Annotated in this window: 19 protein-coding genes and 1 tRNA gene; 7 read left to right on the top strand and 13 right to left on the bottom strand. The window is 60.4% G+C overall.

Features of this window, described 5'->3' with window-relative positions; translation table 11 throughout:
• Window positions 1-70 precede the first annotated feature (70 nt).
• On the top strand, window positions 71-592 hold the full coding sequence (locus PspS04_RS00875) for an Mpo1 family 2-hydroxy fatty acid dioxygenase (RefSeq protein ID WP_159993094.1): 522 nt from the start codon (window positions 71-73) through the stop codon (window positions 590-592).
• An 11-nt stretch (window positions 593-603) separates the two neighbouring features.
• Here the strand turns inward: PspS04_RS00875 and PspS04_RS00870 are convergent, their stop codons facing one another.
• A complete protein-coding gene (locus PspS04_RS00870) occupies window positions 604-2,361 on the bottom strand; it encodes an ATP-binding response regulator (RefSeq protein ID WP_159993092.1) in 1,758 nt (585 codons plus the stop codon).
• Window positions 2,362-2,391: 30 nt separating this feature from the next.
• Here PspS04_RS00870 and PspS04_RS00865 point away from each other — a divergent pair, with 30 nt between their 5' ends.
• Window positions 2,392-3,048, top strand: a complete 657-nt coding sequence (locus PspS04_RS00865; protein ID WP_095170669.1) for a response regulator — start codon at window positions 2,392-2,394, stop codon at window positions 3,046-3,048.
• Between the two features lie 175 nt (window positions 3,049-3,223).
• Window positions 3,224-3,844 (top strand): LysE family translocator, encoded by a 621-nt coding sequence (locus tag PspS04_RS00860; RefSeq protein ID WP_159993090.1) that lies wholly within the window; start codon window positions 3,224-3,226, stop codon window positions 3,842-3,844.
• Window positions 3,845-3,867: 23 nt separating this feature from the next.
• On the opposite strand, the gene PspS04_RS00855 is transcribed toward PspS04_RS00860, so the two are convergent.
• The 6 genes from PspS04_RS00855 to dibA form a co-directional block, all read right to left on the bottom strand.
• Window positions 3,868-4,857, bottom strand: a complete 990-nt coding sequence (locus PspS04_RS00855; RefSeq protein WP_095170673.1) for a sulfate/molybdate ABC transporter ATP-binding protein — start codon at window positions 4,855-4,857, stop codon at window positions 3,868-3,870.
• Window positions 4,858-4,860: 3 nt separating this feature from the next.
• Window positions 4,861-5,733: a sulfate ABC transporter permease subunit CysW gene (gene cysW / locus PspS04_RS00850; protein ID WP_159993088.1), complete on the bottom strand. Its 873-nt coding sequence runs from the start codon at window positions 5,731-5,733 to the stop codon at window positions 4,861-4,863.
• 13 nt (window positions 5,734-5,746) lie between these two features.
• Complete coding sequence (gene cysT, locus PspS04_RS00845; protein ID WP_095170677.1) at window positions 5,747-6,565, bottom strand: sulfate ABC transporter permease subunit CysT; 819 nt, start codon at window positions 6,563-6,565, stop codon at window positions 5,747-5,749.
• Between the two features lie 70 nt (window positions 6,566-6,635).
• On the bottom strand, window positions 6,636-7,649 hold the full coding sequence (locus PspS04_RS00840) for a sulfate ABC transporter substrate-binding protein (RefSeq protein WP_159993086.1): 1,014 nt from the start codon (window positions 7,647-7,649) through the stop codon (window positions 6,636-6,638).
• Between the two features lie 70 nt (window positions 7,650-7,719).
• Entirely contained in the window at window positions 7,720-7,902 is a 183-nt protein-coding gene (oscA, locus tag PspS04_RS00835; protein WP_095170681.1) for a sulfur starvation response protein OscA, read from the bottom strand.
• Window positions 7,903-8,149: 247 nt separating this feature from the next.
• Complete coding sequence (dibA, locus tag PspS04_RS00830) at window positions 8,150-10,069, bottom strand: phosphodiesterase DibA (protein ID WP_159993084.1); 1,920 nt, start codon at window positions 10,067-10,069, stop codon at window positions 8,150-8,152.
• A 146-nt stretch (window positions 10,070-10,215) separates the two neighbouring features.
• On the opposite strand from dibA, the gene desA reads away from it, so the two are divergent.
• Window positions 10,216-11,394 carry a delta-9 fatty acid desaturase DesA gene (gene desA / locus PspS04_RS00825; RefSeq protein WP_095170685.1) on the top strand — a complete coding sequence of 393 codons (1,179 nt, stop codon included), beginning with the start codon at window positions 10,216-10,218 and terminating at the stop codon, window positions 11,392-11,394.
• 60 nt (window positions 11,395-11,454) lie between these two features.
• On the opposite strand, the gene PspS04_RS00820 is transcribed toward desA, so the two are convergent.
• The 3 genes from PspS04_RS00820 to gabD form a co-directional block, all read right to left on the bottom strand.
• Window positions 11,455-12,669: a response regulator gene (locus PspS04_RS00820; protein ID WP_095170687.1), complete on the bottom strand. Its 1,215-nt coding sequence runs from the start codon at window positions 12,667-12,669 to the stop codon at window positions 11,455-11,457.
• Between the two features lie 136 nt (window positions 12,670-12,805).
• Entirely contained in the window at window positions 12,806-14,083 is a 1,278-nt protein-coding gene (gene gabT, locus PspS04_RS00815; protein ID WP_159993082.1) for a 4-aminobutyrate--2-oxoglutarate transaminase, read from the bottom strand.
• A 196-nt stretch (window positions 14,084-14,279) separates the two neighbouring features.
• Window positions 14,280-15,722, bottom strand: a complete 1,443-nt coding sequence (gene gabD, locus PspS04_RS00810; RefSeq protein WP_095170691.1) for an NADP-dependent succinate-semialdehyde dehydrogenase — start codon at window positions 15,720-15,722, stop codon at window positions 14,280-14,282.
• Between the two features lie 350 nt (window positions 15,723-16,072).
• Here gabD and PspS04_RS00805 point away from each other — a divergent pair.
• Window positions 16,073-16,149: transfer RNA gene (locus tag PspS04_RS00805), tRNA-Arg, on the top strand.
• A 362-nt stretch (window positions 16,150-16,511) separates the two neighbouring features.
• On the opposite strand, the gene PspS04_RS00795 is transcribed toward PspS04_RS00805, so the two are convergent.
• The 3 genes from PspS04_RS00795 to PspS04_RS00785 form a co-directional block, all read right to left on the bottom strand.
• Window positions 16,512-17,051 carry a hypothetical protein gene (locus tag PspS04_RS00795; RefSeq protein WP_159993080.1) on the bottom strand — a complete coding sequence of 180 codons (540 nt, stop codon included), beginning with the start codon at window positions 17,049-17,051 and terminating at the stop codon, window positions 16,512-16,514.
• A 97-nt stretch (window positions 17,052-17,148) separates the two neighbouring features.
• Entirely contained in the window at window positions 17,149-17,424 is a 276-nt protein-coding gene (locus tag PspS04_RS00790; protein WP_159993078.1) for a hypothetical protein, read from the bottom strand.
• On the bottom strand, window positions 17,417-18,271 hold the full coding sequence (locus PspS04_RS00785; RefSeq protein ID WP_159993076.1) for a MinD/ParA family protein: 855 nt from the start codon (window positions 18,269-18,271) through the stop codon (window positions 17,417-17,419). The genes PspS04_RS00790 and PspS04_RS00785 overlap by 8 nt, the downstream gene beginning before the upstream one ends.
• A gap of 762 nt (window positions 18,272-19,033) precedes the next feature.
• On the opposite strand from PspS04_RS00785, the gene PspS04_RS00780 reads away from it, so the two are divergent.
• Both PspS04_RS00780 and PspS04_RS00775 read left to right on the top strand, forming a co-directional pair.
• Window positions 19,034-19,234, top strand: coding sequence for a hypothetical protein (locus PspS04_RS00780; RefSeq protein ID WP_095170694.1), 201 nt, complete (start codon window positions 19,034-19,036; stop codon window positions 19,232-19,234).
• A 270-nt stretch (window positions 19,235-19,504) separates the two neighbouring features.
• Entirely contained in the window at window positions 19,505-22,579 is a 3,075-nt protein-coding gene (locus PspS04_RS00775; protein WP_237234951.1) for a Mur ligase family protein, read from the top strand.
• Window positions 22,580-22,607 lie beyond the last annotated feature (28 nt).

Below are 22,607 nucleotides of genomic sequence, written 5' to 3'. Positions count from 1 at the left end.
ATTGTCGTCTGGCTGACAGAGCAACGACGGGCCTCAGGGCATGATCAACATCCCTACAGGAGGAATAACAATGAAAAGCCTGGTTGACCACCTCAGTCAATACGCCGCTTACCACCGTGACCCGCGCAATATCGCCAGCCACTTTATCGGGATTCCGTTGATTGTGGTGGCCGTCGCGGTGCTGCTGTCACGGCCGTCCTGGTCGGTGGCCGGGCTCTGGCTGTCGCCGGCAGTGCTCGTGGCCCTGGCCTCGGCGTGGTTCTACCTGCGCCTGGAAGTGCGCCTGGGCGTGCTCATGACGGTGCTGCTCGGCCTGTCCGTGTGGCTGGGCCAGGTCGTCGCGGTGCAAAGCACCGGGGTGTGGCTGGGCAGCGGCATCGGGCTGTTTGTGCTGGGTTGGGTGATCCAGTTTGTCGGGCATTACTACGAAGGACGCAAACCGGCGTTTGTCGATGATGTCAGCGGGTTGATCGTCGGGCCGCTGTTCGTGGTGGCCGAACTGGCATTCCTGCTGGGCCTGCGCCATGACCTCAAGGAGCAGATCGAGCAACGGGCAGGTCCGGTGCGCAGCATGACCCACGGCCGCGCCTGAGGCGGCGCAGTTCAGCGGGCCATTCGAGCATCCAGGCAGGCCTTGAGGCTGTCACGCAAGACCGCCGCGTCGAGGGGTTTTTGCAAGACCCGGAAATGGCTCGCGGCGGTCTCTTGCTGGCACGCCTGTGAAGTGTCGCCGGTAATGATGATCGCCGGCACGGCTTGATCGAGGTACTGCCGGGCGCGGCGGATCGCCTCCAGGCCGCTCATGCCGTTCAGGCGGTAGTCACTGAGGATCAGGTCCACCGCCGCCCGCCCTGTCTCGCTCGCTGCGCCATGCTGCTCACAGGCCTGCGCCACCGAGGCGCCCGCGTAGACCCTGTGGCCCCAGACTTCCAGCAAATCGCGCAGGGCCTCCAGCACGCTGGGTTCATCATCGATGATCAGAATGCCCAGGGCATTGTCCGAGCGTTGCAGCTGCGGCGCGATGGCTGAGCTGCTCGCCGGCGCCGCAAGCGGGACCCGGATCGAGAACATCGAACCACGCCCTGGCACCGAGACCAGGCGTGTTGCATGCCCCAGCAGGCGCGCGGTATGACGCACGATCGCCAAGCCCAGGCCGAGCCCTTGGCTGCGGTCGCGCTCGGGGTTATGCAACTGGACGAACTCTTCGAAAATCTGCCCGCGATACTCCGCTGCAATGCCCGGCCCGGTATCGAAGACCTGGATCTCCAACTGTCCGCCCCGCCGCCGACAGCCCAGCAGGACGCCGCCGCCATCGGTGTAGCGAAAAGCGTTGGACAGCAGGTTATCGAGGATGCGCTTGAGCAACACCGGGTCGGTGTCGACCCAATGGTGGTTGGGGTGGATTCGCCAGTGCAACTGGCGGGTGCGGGCGATGGCCTCGAATTCGTCGCCCAGGTCGATGAACAAGCGTTCCAGCGACACTGCTTCGCGCTTCACCACCACCACGCCAGCGTCCAGCCGCGAGATGTCCAGCAAGCCGTTGAGCAGGCTACCGAGATTGCCGATCACCGCGCCCAGGCGAGCCGCCACCTCACGCGCCTTGTCGGCCCGCACAGCGCCGCGCTCAGCCAGCGCCGCCAGGCCCGCGACAAACAGGCCAAGGGCATGGATAGGTTGGCGCAAGTCATGACTGGCAGCCGCCAGGAAACGCGATTTGGCTTGATCGGCAGCCTGCGCGCGATCACGCTCCTGCTCCAGGCGGCCAACCAGTTCGACGTTTTCCAGGCGCAAGCGGATGGTCTCGCACAGCGTGCGGTAGGTGACCCGGCTGTAATACAGATTGACCCCGGCCAGGCAGGCGAGAAAGAACAGGTAGATGGTGTAGGTTTCACCGGAATGCAGCAGGCACTGCAGGGTGACGGGCAGCAGCATGGCCACCAGCGAACCGGCGTAGGCCGGCGGGAATGCCGACAGTGACGGCACCGCTCCACACACCAGGCCGGTCAGCACCACGCAGGTAAACGCCAGCAACTGTGGATCGCCGGCGGCAAAGCCGACCCAGCCGAGCACGCCCCAGAGCAGGCTCGACATCCACGACAGCGCCGATGCCCGCCAGGCCCACTGTTGCGCCTGGTGGTGGTCGATCCGTGGGGATTGGCTAAAGTAAGTTCGCGAGAGCAGCAGCCGGATAGCCGTCAGGCCGTACATCGCCAGGATCCAGCCAATGATCCAGCTCAAGGGCACGGCATGCCTGAACACATACGCCACCGGCAAGGGTATGACGAAGTTGGCAAACAGCACCGCGTAGGATTGCCGAAACAGCAGATCGACGAAATACTTGCGCTGGATAATCTCGGGCATGGCCAATCCCAATAAAAAGAGCGACTGAAAATGGAAGTGAAGCGCCTGAACGTCCTGATTGCCGATGACCATAGCATCGTGCGCGACGGCCTGAGATTTCTCCTGTCCACCCGCGATGATCTGCAGGTGGTCGGCGAGGCCGCCCACAGCGATGCGATCCTCAGCGTCCTGGCCCAACACCAGGTCGACCTGCTGCTCCTGGACCTGGGTATGCCGGGGGTCAACCGCCTGCAATTCATTCGCCAACTGCGCGCCGATTACCCACGGTTGAAAATCCTCGTGCTGACCGCCAACGTCGAGTTGAGCACCATTCGCGGCGTGCTCGAGGCGGGCGTGCAGGGCTACGTCACCAAGGCCGACGAGAGCCATGAGCTGTTCGACGCCATCGATGCCATTCGCCTGAACCAGCGCTACCTGGCCGTGGCCGTGCGCTTCGCGGTGGAGGGCCATGGCAGCAGCACCCCCGACGCCCACCTGATAACCAGTGGCGGTGGGCTGACCCGCCGCGAGCAGCAGATCCTCGGCCTGGTTGCTTCGGGCCAGTCCGCGCACGACATTGCCGACGCCCTGCACATCAGCCCGTTGACCGTGCGCAAACACCGGGAAAACCTGATGCGCAAACTCGACCTGCACAACACCGCCGAACTGGCGGTGTACGCCGTCCGCCTCGGGCTGGCTGTGGGCTGAAGCATGCTGCGTTGCCCCGCTGGATAAAATACGACAACTGCCGTATTTCACCGCCTTTCCCCCCGCCCTAACCTTGCGGCTCTGGTACTTCGCTGCTCGCACGACCTGCCCGGCCTTTCCCTCCAGCGTCTTCCAGAACCTGCCCGAAGGCATCACTCACTGGAAGAGCACCACCATGTCCCTGCATCTCTGGATTCCCTTCGCCACCGCCACCCTGGCCTTCGCCTGCATGCCAGGGCCGGCCATTCTGTACATGACCAGCCAGACCCTCGCCCACGGCCGGCGCGCCGGACTCAAGGCGGCGCTGGGTATTCACCTGGGTTGCTATGCGCACATTGCGGCAGCCACCTTAGGTTTGTCGGCGCTGCTGCATGCGGCGCCGATGGCGTTCGACGTGATCCGCCTGGCGGGTGCCGGCTATCTGATCTGGCTGGGGGGATCGATGATCGTCAAGAGTCGACAGGCCGCCACGACCGACACCCCGGAAGAGCCCGGGGTGCTGCGAGACAGTGTGGTGGTGGAAGTGCTCAACCCGAAAACCGCGCTGTTTTTCCTGACCTTCCTGCCGCAATTTGTCGACGTCACTGCCTCGGCACCGGTCTGGCTGCAGTTCCTGCTGCTGGGCAGCTTCGTCAACCTGGTGTTTTCCCTCGCCGACGTGGGCGCGGTGCTGGGCGCATCGCTGTTGCTCGGCCCCTTGTCCACGGCCGGCTGCCAGCGATTCGTGCCGCGTTTCAGCGGCACGATCCTGATCGGTCTGGGGTGTGTGCTGGTGCTGCAAAGCGGCTTGAAATGAACGTTGTGCAGCAGCTACAGGTGCTACAGGTTGGAGACTTTTTGCCAGACCTTGGGTTTGAAGAACAGGGTCTCGCCCTTGGCCAGGCCGGTCAGGCTGTCGTGGTCCTTGACCACTTCGGCCTCGATCAACTCACTCTGGCCTTCCACCTTCAAGGTCACCCGGGTGGTGGCGCCCAGGGGGCGAATGTCGCGGACTTCGGCGGCGTGATGGTCTTCCAGTTCATGGCGCGACAGCGACACTTCGTGGGGACGGAACAGCACGTGGTTGTCTTCGCCCAGGTGCAGGCGGTTCGAGTCGCCGAGGAAGTGATAGACAAAATCGCTGGCCGGATTCTCATAGACCTCACCCGGTGAGCCGATCTGCTCGATCACGCCCTTGTTCATCACCACGATTCGATCGGCGACTTCCATCGCCTCTTCCTGGTCGTGGGTAACGAATACCGAGGTCAGGTTGATGTCTTCGTGCAAGCGGGCCAGCCAGCGTCGCAGCTCCTTGCGGACCTTGGCATCCAGGGCCCCGAACGGCTCGTCGAGCAACAGCACCTTGGGTTCCACCGCCAAAGCGCGAGCCAGGGCGATCCGTTGGCGTTGACCACCGGACAACTGCTCCGGATAGCGATCCGACAGCCAATCCAGTTGCACCATGTTCAACAGTTCATGGACCTTGGCGGCGATCTGGCTTTCGCTCGGGCGCTGGTTCTTCGGTTTCATCCGCAGGCCGAACGCGACGTTGTCGAACACCGTCATGTGGCGAAACAGCGCGTAGTGCTGGAACACAAAACCGACGTTGCGATCGCGCACATCATGGCCGGAGACGTCTTCGCCGTGGAACACGATGTTGCCCTGGTCCGGGGTTTCCAGCCCGGCGATGATCCGCAGCAGGGTGGTCTTGCCACAGCCGGACGGGCCGAGCAAAGCCACCAGCTCGCCGCTCTGAATGTCCAGGCTGATGTTGTCCAGCGCCTTGAACGCGTTGAAATTCTTGCTGACGTTACGCACTTCGATCGACATGAATTATTCCTCCGCGGCGCTGGCGCGCAGGCGGTTAATACGGTTTTCGCTCCACTGCTTGAGCAGCAGGATGAAGAGCGCCAGGATCAGCAACAGGCTCGCAACGGCAAACGCGGCGACGTGGTTGTACTCGTTGTAGAGGATCTCGACGTGCAACGGCAAGGTGTTGGTCACCCCGCGAATGTGCCCGGAAACCACCGACACCGCACCGAACTCGCCCATCGCCCGCGCGGTACACAGCACCACGCCGTAGATCAGGCCCCACTTGATGTTCGGCACGGTGACATGCCAGAACATCTGCCAGCCGTTGGCGCCCAGCAAGCGCGCGGCTTCCTCTTCCTGCGTGCCCTGCTCCTGCATCAGCGGGATCAGCTCACGCGCGACAAAGGGCACGGTGACGAAGATTGTCGCCAGCACGATGCCCGGCAAGGCAAAGACGATCTGGATGTCATGGTCCTGCAGCCACGGCCCGAACAGGCCCTGGGCGCCAAACATCAGCACATAGACCAGGCCGGCGATCACTGGCGACACCGAGAACGGCAAGTCGATCAGGGTCACCAGCATGCTCTTGCCACGGAACGAATACTTGCTCACGCACCAGGCGGCACTGACGCCGAACACCAGGTTCAACGGCACCGAGATCAGTACCGCGATCACCGTGAGTTTCAGGGCGGACAAGGCGTCGGGCTCGAAGATCGCAGCGAAGAACGCGCCCAGGCCAAGTTTCAGGCCCTGGGACACCACGATGAACAGGGGCAGCAACAGGAACAGGGCGAAGATCAGCCAGCCGAGAACGATCAGGATCCGTCGCGAGCTGGCGCTGCCACGACGGGCAGCGTTGGCCGAGGAAGCGGCGCTAATAGACGATTGGGACATGGTTCGCGCCTCCTTATGGGGTTTCGATGCGCCGCTGCAACAGGTTGATCAGCAGCAACAGGACAAAGGAAACCACCAGCATCAACACGCCAATGGAGGTGGCGCCGGTGTAATCGTACTGGTCGAGCTTGACCATGATCAGCAGCGGCAGGATTTCGGTTTTCATCGGCATGTTACCGGCAATGAAAATCACCGAGCCGTACTCCCCGACACCCCGGGCAAATGCCAGGGCGAAACCGGTCAACCAGGCGGGCAACAAGGCCGGCAGCAGGATGTAGCGGAATACTTGCAAGGGCTTGGCCCCCAGGCATGCCGCCGCTTCTTCGATCTCACGCGGGATATCGGCCAATACCGGCTGTACTGTACGTACCACGAACGGAAGGGTCACGAACGTCAGGGCAAGGGTGATGCCCAGGGGGGTATAGGCAATCTTGAATCCCATGTCCGCTGCAAACTGACCCACCAGACCATTGGGTGCGTACAGCGCCGTGAGCGCGATACCGGCCACCGCAGTGGGCAAGGCGAAGGGCAGGTCGATCATCGCATCGATGATTTTGCGTCCCGGGAAGGTGTAACGCACCAGCACCCAGGCCAGCAGCGTGCCGATGATGCCGTTGATGATCGCGGCACACAGCGCCGTGCCAAAGCTCAGTTGCAACGCCGCCAGCACCCGCGGTGCGGTGATGATGGTCCAGAACTGCTCCCAGGTAAGTTGAGCGGCGTGGACGAACATCGCCGCCAGGGGTATGAGCACAATCAGGCTGAGGTACACCAAGGTGTAGCCCAGCGTCAGCCCGAAGCCGGGTATGACGGGGGAGATACGACGCGACATAAAAGTCCTTGGTCAAGAACACAACAAAGCCCCGAAGGTAAATCCGGGGCTCGTTGATAGCAATTTAAGATTACTGTGCCTGGTAAATCTGGTCGAACACACCGCCATCATTGAAGAACTTCGGCTGGGCGGTTTTCCAGCCACCGAAGTCCTTGTCGATGGTTACCAGCTCCAGGGTCGGGAACTGCTTGGCGTACTTGGCAGACACGTCCTTGTCACGTGGACGATAGAAGTTCTTCGCCGCTATTTCCTGGCCTGCCGGGCTGTACAGGTGCTTGAGGTAGGCTTCGGCGATCTGCTCGTTGCCTTTTTTCTCGGCGTTCTTGTCGACCACCGCGACCGGCGGTTCGGCGAGGATCGACAGCGAAGGCACGACGATTTCGAACTTGTCTGCGCCGCCATCTTCCTTGAGCGCCAGGAAGGCTTCGTTTTCCCAGGCCAGCAACACGTCACCCTGACCGTTGTTGACGAAGGTGATGGTCGAGCCGCGAGCACCGGTATCGAGCACTGGCACGTGCTTGAACAGGGTCTGTACGTATTCCTTGGCCTTGGCTTCGTCGCCACCATTGGCCTTGAGACCGTAGGCCCAGGCTGCCAGGAAGTTCCAGCGGGCGCCGCCAGAGGTTTTGGGATTCGGGGTGATGACTTCAACACCGGTCTTGGTCAGGTCGCCCCAGTCCTTGATGCCTTTGGGGTTGCCCTTGCGCACCAGGAACACGATGGTCGAGGTGTAGGGAGTGCTGGCCTCGGGTAGACGCTTCTGCCAGTCAGCAGGTAGGGTCTTGCCCAACTTGGCGATTTCGTCGATGTCACCGGCCAGCGCCAGGGTCACCACGTCGGCCCGCAGGCCATCGATCACCGCCCGCCCTTGCTTGCCGGAGCCACCATGGGACTGCTGGATCTTGACGTTGTCGCCGGCATGCTCCTTCTTCCAGAAGTTGATGAACTCTGCGTTGTAGTCCTGATACAGCTCACGCGTCGGGTCGTACGAAACGTTCAGCAACTCGTAATCCTTGGCAACCGCGGAACCGGCAAAAATGGCACTGGCCAGAGCGGCCAAAGCGTAACGGCGAATCGACGACATGGTGGAGCTCCTGAAATTTTTGGTGTTGGCTGTTCTTATGGATTTCTGGAAACGGGTTGCCAGCGACGCCTCAGCTCGGCTTGTTGCTCGGGTTCTGCAGGCGGAATTTTTCCTTGCGCTCGATCTGAACCACTTGGGCGTTGTGCACAGTGATCTCTACCGCACCAAAGCGCAGATCGCGCAGGGCGCTCTGGATCTCGCGCAAGATGGTGGCTTCGTCATGGCCGTCAACGCTACGTAGGGATGCGCTCATGGTGCTGCTCCTGAAATGAGAAGTGCCTCGCAGTGGCGGCACTGCTTGTGGCGTGAGAGCAATAGTAGATAGCCGTGGATATTCTTAAAAATACTATTTAAGAATGTTTATATAACTGAAAAGTATTTTTCGCCCAGACAAGGGCTTGCATGGACTTCACGGTTTTGCCTGCCGTGATTTGGACAGAGGGTGCAGATACTTGATCACGCTGGGCTGCAGCGCAGCCCTTGGATGAAGCACCACCGCCTTAGCGGATCAGTGGTGCCCGCGCCCAATCCAGTTCGTCTGCCGGCATGGGTCGCCCATACCAGTAACCCTGGCCCAGGTCACAGCCGTGATCGAGTAAAAACGCCGCCTGTTCGACGTGCTCGATGCCTTCGGCGTGCACCTGCATGCCCATGCTTTGCGCCAGGGCGATGATCACCCGCACGATAGCGGCATCGTCATCATCCCAGGGCAGTCCGGCGACAAAACCCTGGTCGATCTTGAGCTTCTGCACCGGCAGGCGCTTGAGCCGCAACAGCGACGAATAGCCGGTCCCGAAATCGTCGATGGCCAGGCGCACCCCCAACTCGCGCAGCCGGTGCATCTGCTCCAGGGCCACTTCCGGGTCGCCCATCACCGCGCTTTCCGTCACTTCCAGCTCCAGGCAGGCCGGATCCAACTCGGTGTCATGCAGCACTTGGGCGACGCGCTGATACAGCTCGCGTCGGGCGAACAGGCGGCTCGACACGTTCACCGCAATGAATGACAACGCCACGCCAGCTTGCTGCCACTCGCACATCTGCTGACACGCCTGACGCATCACCCAGGCGTCGATGTCCGCGATCAGCCCGGTGCGCTCGGCAATCGGGATGAACTCGCTCGGCGGCACCAGGCCACGCTGCGGGTGCTGCCAGCGCACCAGTGCCTCGACGCCGATCAAGCGGCTGCTCTGCAGGTCGTGCACGGGCTGGTAGTAGACCCGCAGCTCCTGCTGCTCCAGCGCCCGGCGCAGCTCGAAGGCGGTCTCGACCCGATGCTGGGCATGGGCCGTCAATTCCTCGGTGTACAAGGCATAATCGTTACGCCCGGCGCTCTTGGCCTTGAACAATGCCGAATCGGCATTGCGCAGCAACTGCTCGGCGCTCTGCGCGTCGCTGGGGAACAGGCTGATGCCGACACTGGCATTGATAAACAACTGATCGGCGTCGATCACGAAGGGCTCTTTCAGGCCATCGATGATCCGTTGCGCCAGCGCCGCGGCCTGGACCAGTTGCCCACAGCTCTCCACCAGCACAGCAAACTCGTCGCCCCCCAGGCGCGCGAGGGTCACGCCGGGGCCGAACATCTCGCGCAAGCGCGAAGCCACCGCCTTGAGCAGGCGATCGCCGACGTTGTGCCCCAGGCTGTCGTTGATCATCTTGAAATGATCGAGGTCGATCATCAGCAAGGCACAGCCGCGCTTGTGGATTTGCGCCGACGCCAGCGCCTGCTCGACACGATCGCCGAACAGCAGGCGATTGGGCAGGTCGGTCAGCGGGTCGTGATGCGCCAGGTGCTTGAGCTCGTGCTCGGAATCCTTGATCGCGCTGATATCGGAAAACACCGCCACGTAGTGGCTGAGCTGACCGCAGTCGTCACGGATCACCCGGATGGTTTGCCACTGGGGGAAAATCTCGCCGCTTTTGCGCCGGTTCCAGATCTCACCGCTCCACTGACCACCACGCCCGAGATCCTGAAACATCTTCTTATAAAAATCCGGCGGGTGATGACCGGACTTGAACAGGCTGGGCGTACGCCCCAGCACCTCGTCGGGCTGGTAACCGGTGATTTCCATGAAGGCGCGATTGACGTGGACAATCTTGCGCTGGCGATCGGTCACCAACACGCCTTCATGGGTGCAATCGAACACCGCCTGCGCCTGGCGCAATTGCGCGCGGTCCTCAGTGCCCCGGCCCAACGCGGCTCCCCGACCGAGAAAACCCGGCCAGCGCCCACGCACCAGGACAATCAAGCCGGCACTGAGCAGCACCCAGACGTAACCGTTGATCAGTTGCCAGCGGGCTAGATGAGCGGAATCATCGAACAAATTGTTCAATAAACAACCAGTAATCCCCAACCACACGCAGGAAATCACTAGGTAAAGCAGCGCTGCACGCAATGCATCGCGATAAAAGGCAGGCATCCGGCCGTCCATGTCCCTACAAAAGTTCGGAATTATAGAATAAAGAAACATCCCGCCACTCTTATCTGAAAGGGTGACTGGTTTTATCTGTGTCCTGAGTGATAATGCGCGAGCTATTTTTTTCTTTATCGAGGGCCATATAGCCTATGTGGTACGAAGGTTTACTCGGCTTGTCGGCCTGGCAACTGGTGGCAGTCACCCTGTTAATGACCCACATCACCATCGTGGGTGTCACGGTTTACCTGCATCGTTACTCGGCCCATCGCTCTCTTGAGCTGAATGCCGGCCTGAAACACTTCTTCCGCTTCTGGCTGTGGCTGACCACGGCGCAGAACACCCGCGAGTGGACCGCTATCCACCGCAAGCACCACGCCAAGTGCGAAACCGTCGATGATCCCCACAGTCCGGTCATCAAGGGCCTGTCCACGGTCCTGCGCAAAGGTGCAGAGCTGTACCGCGCCGAAGCCGAGAACCCCGAGACCCTGCGCATCTACGGCAAGAACTGCCCCGAAGACTGGATCGAACGCAACCTGTACAGCCGCTACCCGTTGCTGGGCGTGGCACTCATGGGAGTGATCGACCTGCTGCTGTTCGGCACCATCGGCATCACCATCTGGGCGATCCAGATGATGTGGATCCCGTTTTGGGCCGCCGGCGTGATCAACGGCCTGGGCCATGCGATCGGCTACCGCAACTTCGAATGTCGCGACGCGGCGACCAACCTGGTGCCATGGGGCATCCTGGTGGGTGGCGAAGAGCTGCACAACAACCACCACACCTACCCCAACTCGGCCAAGCTGTCGGTGAAAAAGTGGGAATTCGACCTCGGCTGGGCCTGGATCCAGCTGTTCAGCTTCCTGCGCCTGGCCAAGGTGCAGCGCGTTGCGCCCATTGCCCACCGCGTCGAAGGCAAGGGCAACCTGGACATGGACACCGCCATGGCGATTCTCAACAATCGTTTCCAAATCATGGCCCAGTACCGCAAGCTGGTGATCGGCCCGTTGGTCAAGCAAGAGCTGGAAAAGGTCGACCATTCGGTACGCCACCAATTCCATCGCGCCAAGCGCCTGCTCTCGCGGGAAACCAGCCTGCTGGATGAAAAGCATCACCTGCGCATTCAGACCATGCTCGAGCACAGCCAGGCACTGAAGGTCATCTACGAAAAACGCCTGGCCCTGCAGCAGATCTGGGTCAAGACCAGCTCCAACGGCCACGACATGCTGGCGGCCATCAAGGACTGGATCCACGAAGCCGAGGCCAGCGGAATTCAATCCCTGCGCGACTTCGCCCACCAGCTCAAGACCTACTCCCTGCGTCCGGCGTAAAGCCCCAAACCATAGATGTGGGAGCGCCGCCCGGCCCGCTCCCACAGGTTCTGCGTCAGATCAGGTCTTGCGCAGGCGCATCAGTTCCGGCAAACCGATCTTGAGCAAGCGTGCCGTTCGGCTTTTCGCCAGCTCCTCGACGCCCTCATGCTCCGTCAGGCGGGCCAACTGGGCGGCCATGTTCATCACCAGGGCTTCCCTGGAGTAAACCCCGCCACCAAGCCGATAGACCGCGGCAATCAGCTCTCGCAGCTCCAGCGGCAGCCGCCAGCGGGTGCGCAGCGCCGAACCGTAGGCCGCTGCAAACGTCACCAGCGCCTCACCCACCTCCTGCTCGTCATCCAACTCGCCACCGGCCTGCTTCCACTCCTGCAGGCAGCGCAACAACGCCAGGTCCCCCAGGCAATGGAGCATGCCGGCGCAGTAACAGCGTTCCTGATCCAGATCGAGCAACCGCGCGAGCGTGCGGCCGTACTCAGCAGTGTGCAGCGACAGCTCCCAGTAGCGCTCGGCGTAGTCGGCCAGGCACGGGTCGCTCAACTTCGCACTGCGCTTGAGAGCAAGGCCCAGCACCAGGTTCATGCTTTGCCCGGTGCCAAGACGATGCAGGGCCTGGGACAGGGTCTGCACTCCCTCGCCCAGGTGCTGTGCAGCGCTGTTGGCCGCGGCGATCAGTACGGCGGTGATCTGCGGGTCCGTGCGCACCTCTTCTTCCAGCAACCTCAAGTCGAGGCCATTGGGATTCAGGCTGCGCTTGACCGCCAGTTGCACATCGGTCAGCAAGGGCGCGCCGTCTGCCAACTCACGCCGACGCTCCAGGAAGGTCGCCAGGGTCATACCTGGGGCCAGCGCCGGCACATCGCAGGAGACCGTCTGCCCGGCGCTCAGCAACAGGCCCTGCAGGCGCAGCGTCAGGCCCTGCATGTTCAGCGGCTTGGTCAGGTACGCCGTGGGCGCCAGCGGGATCGCCTCGCGCACGCTGGCACTGTCGTTGCGGTGACTCATCAGAATAAACGGCAACGGCGGATGACGGCGGCGCTGGCGCACACTGCGCAACAAACCCAGGCCATCGACCCCCGGCAGCTCGCCATCGGCAATTACCAGGTCGTAGGGTTGCTCGGCCAGCAGTTGCAGGGCCTGCTGGCCGTCGGCACACAGGTCCAGCCGTGCGTCGCAGCGCACGTTCAATAACACCTGTTTGAGCAGGTCCCGCGACCAGGGATCGGCTTCGGCAATCAGCACGCGCGGCACGGCAGGTAAATCAACAGCGCTCATCAGGACACTCCGGGGCAATCCTTGCACCTTAGACAATGCTGCTGATTCGATACAGGCCAAAAGCCAGCGATGTGTAGGCAAAGATAAAAAAAACCCGCCGAGGCGGGTTTTTTGTGGACCAGGTCACACTCGGTGATCAGAGCTCGGAGAAGCACTCTTCGATAATCGCCAGGCCTTTGTCCAGTTGCTCGTCCGGCGAAGTCAGCGGTACCAGCACGCGCAGTACGTTGCCGTAGGTGCCGCAGGACAGCAGGATCAGGCCCTTGTCGCGCGCCTTGGCCACGACCGCAGCAACGGCAGCGGCGTTAGGCTTGTGGGTGTCGCCGTCGTCGAACAGCTCGACCGCGATCATCGCGCCCAGGGCACGCACTTCACCGATCACCGGGTACTTGGCCTGGATGGCCTTGAGGCCAGTCACCAGACGCTCGCCGACTGCCTTGCAGCGGTCCAGCAGGTGCTCTTCTTCGAACACTTCCATCACGGCCAGGGCCGCGGCGCAAGCGATCGGGCTACCGGCGTAGGTGCCGCCCAGGCCGCCTGGCGCGATGGCATCCATGTATTCAGCCTTGCCGCACACACCGGCCAGCGGGAAGCCGCCAGCAATGGATTTGGCGAAGGTGGTCAGGTCGGCAGCAACGCCCATCTGTTCCATGGCGAAGAAGGTGCCGGTACGGCCAGCGCCGGTTTGCACTTCATCAGCGATCAGCAGGATGCCGTGCTTGTCGCACAGCTCGCGCAGACGAGCCATGAATGCTTTTGGCGCGACGTAGAAACCGCCTTCGCCCTGCACTGGCTCGATGATGATGGCAGCGATGTCACGCGGCTCGGCATCGTTCTTGAAAATGCGTTCGATGCTGGCGATCGAGTCGTCGATGCTCACACCGTGCAGTTCGTTCGGGTACAGGGCGCGGAACACGCCGCCTGGCATCAGGCCCATGCCGGCCGAGTAAGGCACGACCTTACCGGTCAGGCCCAGGGTCATCATGGTGCGGCCGTGGTACGCGCCGGTGAAGGCGATCACGCCAGCACGGCCGGTGGCGGCACGGGCGATTTTCACGGCGTTTTCCACCGCTTCGGAACCGGTGGTGACCAGCAGGGTTTTCTTGGCGAAATCGCCTGGAACCTTGGCGTTCACTTTTTCGCACACTTCAACGTACGGTTCGTAGGCCAGTACCTGGAAGCAGGTGTGAGTCAGTTTGTTCAGTTGCTCGGTCACTGCCGCGATGATTTTCGGGTGCACGTGACCGGTGTTCAGCACGGCGATACCGCCGGCGAAGTCGATGAACTCGCGACCTTCAACGTCGGTCACGGTAGCGTTCTTCGCGGACTCGGCGAAGATCGGGTGAATCTGGCCAACGCCGCGTGGTACAGCGGATTCGCGGCGTTTCATCAAAGAAGCGTTGGTCTTGCTCATAGTGTCCTCATTCACCGCTCATCGGGCGGCGTGGTTCAAGGAAAATGCGGCGGGGAGGCAACTGGGCAGCATGCGATGATCGACTGCCGCAGCTTTCCCGGCCACAGAGAAAATTGCGTGTGTTGCACGCAAAGGGACAGCGCTCTCGTGCCCTTTGCGTTTCAAGCAATGCCTTGCCGGGCTTAGCTCTTGGAGCTTAGATGCCCAGGCAGAGGTATTTGATTTCCAGGTAGTCTTCGATGCCGTACTTGGAGCCTTCACGGCCCAGGCCCGAGGCCTTGATGCCGCCAAATGGCGCGACTTCGTTGGAGATCAGCCCGGTGTTGACGCCGACCATACCGTATTCCAGGGCTTCAGCCACACGGAACACACGACCCAGGTCGCGAGCATAGAAGTACGAGGCCAGGCCGAACTCGGTGTCGTTGGACATCGCGATCACTTCGGCTTCGTCTTTGAAGCGGAACAGCGGCGCCAATGGACCGAAGGTTTCTTCCTTGGCCACGGCAGCGTTCTTCGGCACGTTGGTCAGGATGGTCGGCTCGAAGAAGTTGCCTTCCATGACCTTGCCACCGGCCAGGACTGTGGCGCCTTTGGCGATCGCGTCAGCAATGTGCTCCTGGACCTTGGCCACGGCCTTGCCATCGATCAGCGGACCCGTGGTAGTGCCTTCTTCCAGACCATTGCCGATCTTGAGCTTGGCCACGGCCACTTTCAGCTTCTCGGCGAACGCGTCGTAGACCGAGTCCTGAATGTACAGGCGGTTGGCGCAGACGCAGGTCTGGCCATTGTTGCGGTACTTGGAAATGATCGCGCCTTCGACGGCCTTATCCAGGTCCGCGTCGTCGAACACGATGAAAGGTGCGTTGCCGCCCAGCTCCAGGGACACTTTCTTGATGTCCTTGGCGCACTCAGCCATCAACTGGCGACCGATTTCGGTCGAGCCGGTGAAGGACAACTTGCGCACGATCGGGTTGCTGGTCAGTTCGCTGCCGATATCGCCGGCGCTGCCGGAAACCACGCTGAACACACCGGCAGGAATGCCGGCACGCTGGGCCAGTTCAGCTAGGGCGAATGCCGAGAAAGGCGTTTGCGAAGCTGGCTTGAGCACCATGGTGCAACCAGCAGCCAGTGCCGGGCCAGCTTTGCGGGTGATCATCGCGGCCGGGAAGTTCCACGGGGTAATGGCAGCGGTCACGCCGATTGGCTGCTTGATCACGATCAAGCGCTTATCTGGCTGGTGGCCTGGAATCACGTCACCGTAGATGCGCTTGGCTTCTTCGGCGAACCATTCGATGAAAGAGGCGGCGTAGACGATTTCGCCCTTGGCTTCGGCCAATGGCTTGCCCTGCTCGAGGGTCATCAGGCGAGCCAGGTCGTCCTGGTTTTCGATAATCAGTTCAAACCAGCGACGCAGCTTGTTCGCGCGGTCCTTGGCGGTCAGTGCACGCCAGGCCGGCAGCGCTTTGTCTGCAGCTTCAATCGCACGACGAGTTTCGGCCGCGCCCATTTTCGGCACGGTGCCCAGAATTTCGCCCGTTGCCGGGTTGTTGACGTTGATCGTCTGACCATTGTCCGCATCAACCCAAGCGCCATCAATGAAGGCTTGCTGGCGGAACAACAGGGTGTCTTTAAGCTGCATGTCGGCTTTCCTTAACAGCACCGCGCGCGCGCGGAGCGAATTATGATTGTAGAAAGGCGCCTTGAAGGCTGCCGTCAGGGAAATCATTCACCGGGCTGAAGCACATAAATAACGCACTGATTGAAACTCGTGCGGTTCAGCACCCAGACAAGAGCGTTTGAAATCTCAAACGAATCCTAGGATCAAAGGGGGTAAAGGACAATAGGTTGTTCGAAAAAAAGAACGAAAAGCCCGTTTAACCCAAGGTTTTCTGATCAACGTCGCGAACACCCTCTTAACCGGCAGAAAACATCAGGCTATTCAGCAGCATGGACGCACGCTGTGCTTATGAGTATTATGGCGCCCGCATTGCACCAGTAGCTCAGCTGGATAGAGTACTGCCCTCCGAAGGCAGGGGTCGTGGGTTCGAATCCCGCCTGGTGCACCATATAGCTGTTTAGACCTGTCTCAGACAGTCTAAGGAACACCTCAAGAAGCCCGCCTCGTGCGGGCTTTCTTGTTTCTGGCTATCTCTCCTTGTCTCCCCCTATATCTTCCCTTCGTGTATCCGTTATTGACTGTGATTATCTACCAGCCGACAAGGTGGTGTTTCCGCCGGAGCTGGCGCTGCTGATCGTCAGGAAGGCCAGCGCAATGGCGGCAGCATTCGAGGAGCAAGCGCTCGACCAGCTCACCAAGGACGCCCGGCGCGCCCTCAGATAGGGCACAGACCCACGAACGCTCATCAGGGAAATGCGTCTGTAATTGGCCAGGGCAAACTACCGGAATACCGGTAGTAGCAATCTAAAGTTACCGCGCCAATCCCTGATTGAGACCGATCTTGATGCCCTCTTTTGTCGTGGCTTGATTCCTACACCGTTCAGGAATCACTACGTCGTCCCGTAGCGCGACGCTTTCTGCCTTTAATCCCTTTGCCGATGCTCGCCCATACTGAACACCAATCTCCCGACAAGAGGTTTCCTGATTCGCTCGAGTAGCTATACGCGCCTGCCGATCAGCCCATTCCTGTTGAGTTTGATCAACGTCGTAGGCGGTGTAAGCCAACACCCCCGTCAGAGCTACCCCAGAGAACACCCCAGCGATGATCTTGTCATTCGAGTGTTTTCTGTACTCATCGATTGAACGATAAGAGGCGATATTGATACTTCTGGAGACTTGGACAAATGCGTATGCGAGGGCAATCACCAAGGTCACGCACAGGGAATAGGATTTTGCGAAAGTGACCGTTTGGGTGAACCAGAAAAAAAGGTAAACCGGGACGAACAAGCAAAGTGACGCCATGAAGGTGTGCTCAAGCGTGCGCGCAATGACCGATACGTATTTATGCATGATGCCTAGAACCGTTCCATGGACGAAGCCGCTGAAACTACTTAAATGCCATCATCGGAGCAAGCCACCTCTTAGATCCATTTCAATACGCGAGAGGCTATGAGCGGCTTTGATCTTTGGCGTTCTCGGGCTCACGATTGTGCCATTCGTCGGCAACAGACAGCATTTTTGCATAGCCCACGTTGATCATTCGAGTTCTAGGAATTACCCCAGCAACCAGCGCCGTGTATCCCCTGGTGTATCCCTTAGAAAAGAGCAGAAGACCAAACCCTTTAAAAACAGGAACATTACCTATAGGTTCAAACGGCGCCTGGTGCACCATATAAAACGAAAGGCCCGGGTGAAAACCCGGGCCTTTTGTTGTTTCAGGCATCCACTTCGTCGCCAGGGCTCGGCGCCCCATACCTGGAATTGTGCACCAGTTGTTCGACGAAGAACTCCACGTGCCCGCCAGGGTGAGCCGGCAGAGGCCAGGCGTTGATCTTTTGCGCAATGTCGCGAAAGGCGTTGGCAAACCGGGAACGTGGATACGCTTCGACCACCACCTGTCGCTTGCGTACAGCCCTGGGCACTGACTCGTCGTTGGGCACCGCGCCCAGGTAGTGCAAGTGCACGTCGAGAAGCCGATCAGTGACCTTTTCCAGCTCGGCAAACAGCTTGCGCCCTTCCCGTGCATTTGCCGACTTATTGGCCAGCACGCGAAAGCGGTGAATGCCGTATTGCTGATGAAGCAATTGAATCAGGTTGCAGGTGCCACGAATCGCCGCGGGCTCATCACACGCCACCACTATCACTTCCTGGGCGGCACGCAGAAAACTCATCACCGTCTCACCGATACCGGCCGCCGTATCGATGACCAGGACATCCAGTTCGTCGCCAATACTGCTGAAGGCATGGATCAGCGCATGAAATTGTGCCGGTTGCAGGTGGGCCATGTCCGGCGAACCGGAACTTGCCGCAGCGATACGGATGCCTCCTGGGCCCCGTACCAGCGCATCCGCCAGCTCGCAACGCCCGGCAAGGACATCCGCCAGACGGTACCTGGGTGTCAGCCCCAGCAAGGCATCGATGCTGGCCAGCCCGAGGTCGGCATCCAGCAATACCACCCGCCGACCGGCTCTCGCCAACGCCAGGGACAGATTGACCGCCACCGTGGTTTTGCCAACGCCACCCTTGCCGCCACTCACGGCAATAACGCGCACACGATGCACACTATTCATCTATTTTTCTCTTGCACACGCCTTGTGCACCCGCCCGTCAAAAAACAGTGCCTGACACGCGCAGGCCAAAAAACCTGGCCAACGCGGCCCTACGCCGAAGGTTATGAATGCTTAGTATCAGTATGTTGGTAACCATCTACTGAACTGCCGAAGTACGCCGTGAGAAACCGACGGTTAAAAAACGGCGAAACTTGCGCGGTGCAGTTAATGCCATGACGCAACACTACCTGACGAGAGAGATCACTCGATTACTGCGCCAATGAGTTAGGCCGAAGTACAGCGCTACAGGCCCATTACTCGCCTGTTAGTCCGCACAGCGCCGTCCACCTCCGACACACAAACAGCTGCGTCGGCCAGCACCGGGCAGAAAATAAAACAACCCGTCGACGCGACCTCAATCGTACAGGCTCCCGCCACATGAAAAGTTTCTTACTTAGACCAAATTATAGTTATTACTAAAGCATTAGCCTATGCTGATTTCATCCGAAAGGATGATCACCCCAGCCCTCTTACTATCCGACTAATACAATGATAATAAGATGTGCGCTGCATTATAACGTCAGCCCAAGAAGCCTTTTCCAGAGCCAAAAATTCGAGCGGGCAAAGCCATGATATTTTTTTCCCGGCAAAGTAGAAAAAGTTCATCAGTTGAATTAGAGTCCCTAGTGAGCTTTGGCGCTGCCTGCTAAAGCCTTATCTTTTATCGGGAATTGGAGAGCCGACCGCTACAGCAGTAATAGCGGCGGAAGAGAAGGATCGCAAATGCATAAGAAAACCGCGCGCCTAACTATACTGATTGATCTTCCGACTAAAAAGAAATTAGAGGACCTCTCTGAGACTGTCGATCTAACCGTGTCGCAGATTCTCAGAAAATTAATCAAGAACCACCTGAGCGAGTTCGACCAACCGATCAGCTTTTCGCCGGAAGAAATAACCCGCGACGATGCTTTTCCGCTCAACTAGAACGAAAGTACCGGTATCCGTGTGACGTAGTTCACATTCGCGTCACTTATTACACCGCCGCTCTTGCCGGACGCGGGAAAACTGCATGGATTCAGTTGGGTTCGATTATCGAACACAATAATGCTAGCCCCCCCAGAATTCTGTCTTCATCTGACGTTGACAATGGATTTTCTTATGTCTTTGAAACAGCAATTACTCGCCTGTTACAACTTTTTTAAAGCACAGACAGTAGAGCCCATCAGCAGCACTGACGCGCCGACGACGTGCACCTTGTTTTTTTCCCTCAGCAACGGCACACAACGGGCACGGGTATTCCACAACAGCGCCGACACCTTCGAGGCTGCGTGGAATCACGCACTCCTGAACTTCCCACCACTACCGGTTGCGTCCCAACAAGATCATCCGACCGAGCGGCTCTGGCTGCGGGTTGAGCGCGCTACCCACCTGACGACGCTGTCGTGGGCACAATTGCAGGAGCGCCTGCAGCGCCACAAACGCAATTACTTTCGCTTCGGCATCGCCTTCGACCCGCAACTGAAGACCGCCCTGACCGAACAGGAAATCAACGCCAACGCAATCCTCTACGGCGGTTCGACAGTGCCGCTGGCCCGCTTTAACCCGGGCAATTTTTCGGTGTATGTGAAAAAACGCTTTGCCGATTCAGCAGCGCTGGAGGCCGCCCAGAAGGCCCAAGCCGACCCGCAGACCCCGGTCTACCTGTTCCAGACCCAAGGCGTTTTTTGTGCCGAAGACGGTATCGCCCACGCCCTCAACAGCAGTGGCCCGGATGTCGGGCGCCGCAAGACCTCGGTGCTGGACGCGGGCGAGATCCGCGACAAAGTCGTCAGCGCCTCGGACTTTCTCGCCCGCCAGGTCAAGGACAGCGGGGAATTTGTCTACGGCCAGTTCCCCTGTTTTGACCGCACCATCCAGAACTACAACGCCCTGCGCCACGCCAGCACCACCTATTCGATGATCGAAGCCTGGGCGCTGACCCGAGACGACGCCCTCCTGGCCTCGATCCAACGCGCCCTCGACCACCTCACCCTTACGCTGATCAGGCCCTACACCCTGCCCGACGGCAGCGCCGCCGCGTACCTGGTGGATGTCGGCGACGAAATCAAATTGGGCGGTAACGCGGTCTGCCTGTTGGCCCTGGTGAAATACAGCGAGGTGACCGGCAATCGCGATTACCTCCCGCTGCTGGCGGCGCTAGCCAATGGCATCGCCTGGATGCAGGACCCGCAAACCGGTGGCTTCAACCACGTCCTGCATGCCCACGACCTGAGCGTCAAAGCGCCGTTCCGGATTATCTACTACGACGGTGAAGCCGCCTTCGGGCTGATGCGCCTCTATGGTTTGAGTGGCGACGAACGCTGGTTGCACGTCGTCGAGAAAGCCTTCGACTATTTCATCGCCAAGGAGCACTGGCGCGAGCACGACCACTGGCTGAGCTATTGCGTCAATGAGCTGACCCGCTATCGGCCCGAGGAAAAATACTTCCGCTTCGGCCTGAACAACTTCGTCGATTACCTGGGGTTTGTGCAGCAACGCATCACCACCTTCCCCACCCTGCTGGAGTTGATGATGGCCGCGCAGCAGATGCTGCAGCGTATCGAGCAACTGCCGCAACTGCGCCATCTGCTCAACGAGGTCGACTTGCAGGCGTTCTATCGCGCCTTGCACCACCGCGCCGGGCACTTGCTCAACGGCTACTTCTGGCCGGAAATGGCAATGTTCTTTGGTCATCCGGCGCGCATCGTCGGCTCGTTCTTTATCCGCCATCACGCCTTTCGCGTGCGTATCGACGACGTCGAACACTACCTCTCGGGGCTGATTGCCTATCACCGCTACCTGCTCGACGGCGCACCGCAGGTCCGCGCCGCCCAGCCAGACGTACAGCAAGATGGCGCCGGCTGGCAGTGGGATGCGGCCAAAGTGCTGCAAGCCACCGGTGGCACCTGGGCGGTCGCACCCGAGGCGGATTGGACAGCCAGCGGGCTGGCTCCGTCCATGGCCTACTTCAAACCGCAACGCATGTTGAGCCGCCACCCGAGCAAGGTCGGCGCCAATGAGGCCCGGCTTGCACGCCTGTGGGCCAAGGCCGAGCCGCAGCTGCGTCCCTCAGCCATGGTCTGCGTCGACCCCACGCCTTACCTCGGCAGCGGCCTGCCGGTGCTGCAAGTTCCGGACACGGCAGATGCCATGCTGCAACTGGGGCGGTACGCCCGCAAAGCCTTCGCAGGCCAGGTGTTCGGGGTCACCGGCAGCGCCGGCAAGACCACGGTTTGCGCGATGCTGACCCATGCCCTGGCGCAACTGGGCAGCGTGGCGCAAACCGAGGGCAACGCCAACCTGCCCCATGGGATTGCCTGGAACCTGGCTTGCATGACCGATCCTGCACAGTTCTGGGTTCTGGAAATGGCCGTCGGCAGGATGCCTATCAACTCCGAACTGGTGCGCCCCCATGTCGCGGTCGTCACCAGCCTGGCCCCGGCACACCTGGAGTACCACGGCACCCTGGAGAACCTCGCGCGCAAGAAAAGCGCGATCTTCCGGTCCATGGCACCCGGCGGGCATGCGGTGCTGAACCATGACATGCCGTACTTCCAAGTGTTCGCCAATGCCGCCCAGCGCGCGCAATTGACGGTACTCAGCTACGGCGAGCACGAACTGGCTGATCTGCGACTGCTGGACTGCTGCACGACCCCGTCCCACTTGCAGGTCAATGCCAGCCTGCGCGGCACGCCCGTGCACTTCAAGTTGCGCGCCCGCGGCCACCATATGGTGCTCAACGCCCTGTCGGTGCTGGCTTCGCTGGTGTGCGCCGGCTTGCCCACGGCCCAAGCCCTGGCTGCACTGGAGACATTCGCCGCGGTGGATGGCCGCGGCAATACCCTGACCATCCCTTGCGGCGACGGTGACTACCAACTGATCAACGACGCCTACAACGCCAATCCGGGCTCGATGGGGGCGTCGCTGAAAATGCTCGCCGAACTGCCCGGCCGGGCCGATCAGCGCGTTGCCGTACTGGGGGATATGCTCGAGTTGGGCCCCGACACCCAGCGCTATCACCTGGAACTGGCCGCGTCCCTGCTGGCCGCAGCCCCACGCCAGACCCTGCTCTGCGGACCACTGATGCACGGGTTGTATGTGCAACTGCGCGATCAGTTACCCATCGAGTGGTTCGAGGACGTCAAGGCCCTGCAGGAGCAACTGCCACGGCACGCCGCGCGCTGGTTCCAACCAGGTGATTGGGTACTGGTGAAGAGTTCTGGCGGCACTGGGCTGTCCCAGGTGGTCGACTCACTGATGGCCGCCGAACCGGCCGTCGCGGCGCTCTGACACCCTCCGTGACCACGACTCGCTGACT

The sequence above is a fragment of the Pseudomonas sp. S04 genome, assembly GCF_009834545.1.
Taxonomy (GTDB): Bacteria; Pseudomonadota; Gammaproteobacteria; order Pseudomonadales; family Pseudomonadaceae; genus Aquipseudomonas.
The sequence above is the reverse complement of the archived record's forward strand: the minus strand, read 5'-3'. Positions and strand labels throughout refer to the sequence as shown.

Excerpts from the sequence above, each read along its gene's own strand:
- cysT (WP_095170677.1), bottom strand. The coding sequence starts at position 6,565 with ATGTCGCGTCGTATCTCCCCCGTCATACCCGGCTTCGGGCTGACGCTG.
- PspS04_RS00790 (WP_159993078.1), bottom strand. The coding sequence starts at position 17,424 with ATGCCTGAAACAACAAAAGGCCCGGGTTTTCACCCGGGCCTTTCGTTT.
- PspS04_RS00785 (WP_159993076.1), bottom strand. The coding sequence starts at position 18,271 with ATGAATAGTGTGCATCGTGTGCGCGTTATTGCCGTGAGTGGCGGCAAG.
- PspS04_RS00840 (WP_159993086.1), bottom strand. The coding sequence starts at position 7,649 with ATGTCGTCGATTCGCCGTTACGCTTTGGCCGCTCTGGCCAGTGCCATT.
- PspS04_RS00870 (WP_159993092.1), bottom strand. The coding sequence starts at position 2,361 with ATGCCCGAGATTATCCAGCGCAAGTATTTCGTCGATCTGCTGTTTCGG.
- PspS04_RS00820 (WP_095170687.1), bottom strand. The coding sequence starts at position 12,669 with ATGAGCGCTGTTGATTTACCTGCCGTGCCGCGCGTGCTGATTGCCGAA.
- gabT (WP_159993082.1), bottom strand. The coding sequence starts at position 14,083 with ATGAGCAAGACCAACGCTTCTTTGATGAAACGCCGCGAATCCGCTGTA.
- oscA (WP_095170681.1), bottom strand. The coding sequence starts at position 7,902 with ATGAGCGCATCCCTACGTAGCGTTGACGGCCATGACGAAGCCACCATC.
- gabD (WP_095170691.1), bottom strand. The coding sequence starts at position 15,722 with ATGCAGCTTAAAGACACCCTGTTGTTCCGCCAGCAAGCCTTCATTGAT.
- PspS04_RS00875 (WP_159993094.1), top strand. The coding sequence starts at position 71 with ATGAAAAGCCTGGTTGACCACCTCAGTCAATACGCCGCTTACCACCGT.
- PspS04_RS00865 (WP_095170669.1), top strand. The coding sequence starts at position 2,392 with ATGGAAGTGAAGCGCCTGAACGTCCTGATTGCCGATGACCATAGCATC.
- PspS04_RS00780 (WP_095170694.1), top strand. The coding sequence starts at position 19,034 with ATGCATAAGAAAACCGCGCGCCTAACTATACTGATTGATCTTCCGACT.
- desA (WP_095170685.1), top strand. The coding sequence starts at position 10,216 with ATGTGGTACGAAGGTTTACTCGGCTTGTCGGCCTGGCAACTGGTGGCA.
- dibA (WP_159993084.1), bottom strand. The coding sequence starts at position 10,069 with ATGCCTGCCTTTTATCGCGATGCATTGCGTGCAGCGCTGCTTTACCTA.
- cysW (WP_159993088.1), bottom strand. The coding sequence starts at position 5,733 with ATGTCCCAATCGTCTATTAGCGCCGCTTCCTCGGCCAACGCTGCCCGT.
- PspS04_RS00795 (WP_159993080.1), bottom strand. The coding sequence starts at position 17,051 with ATGCATAAATACGTATCGGTCATTGCGCGCACGCTTGAGCACACCTTC.
- PspS04_RS00860 (WP_159993090.1), top strand. The coding sequence starts at position 3,224 with ATGTCCCTGCATCTCTGGATTCCCTTCGCCACCGCCACCCTGGCCTTC.
- PspS04_RS00855 (WP_095170673.1), bottom strand. The coding sequence starts at position 4,857 with ATGTCGATCGAAGTGCGTAACGTCAGCAAGAATTTCAACGCGTTCAAG.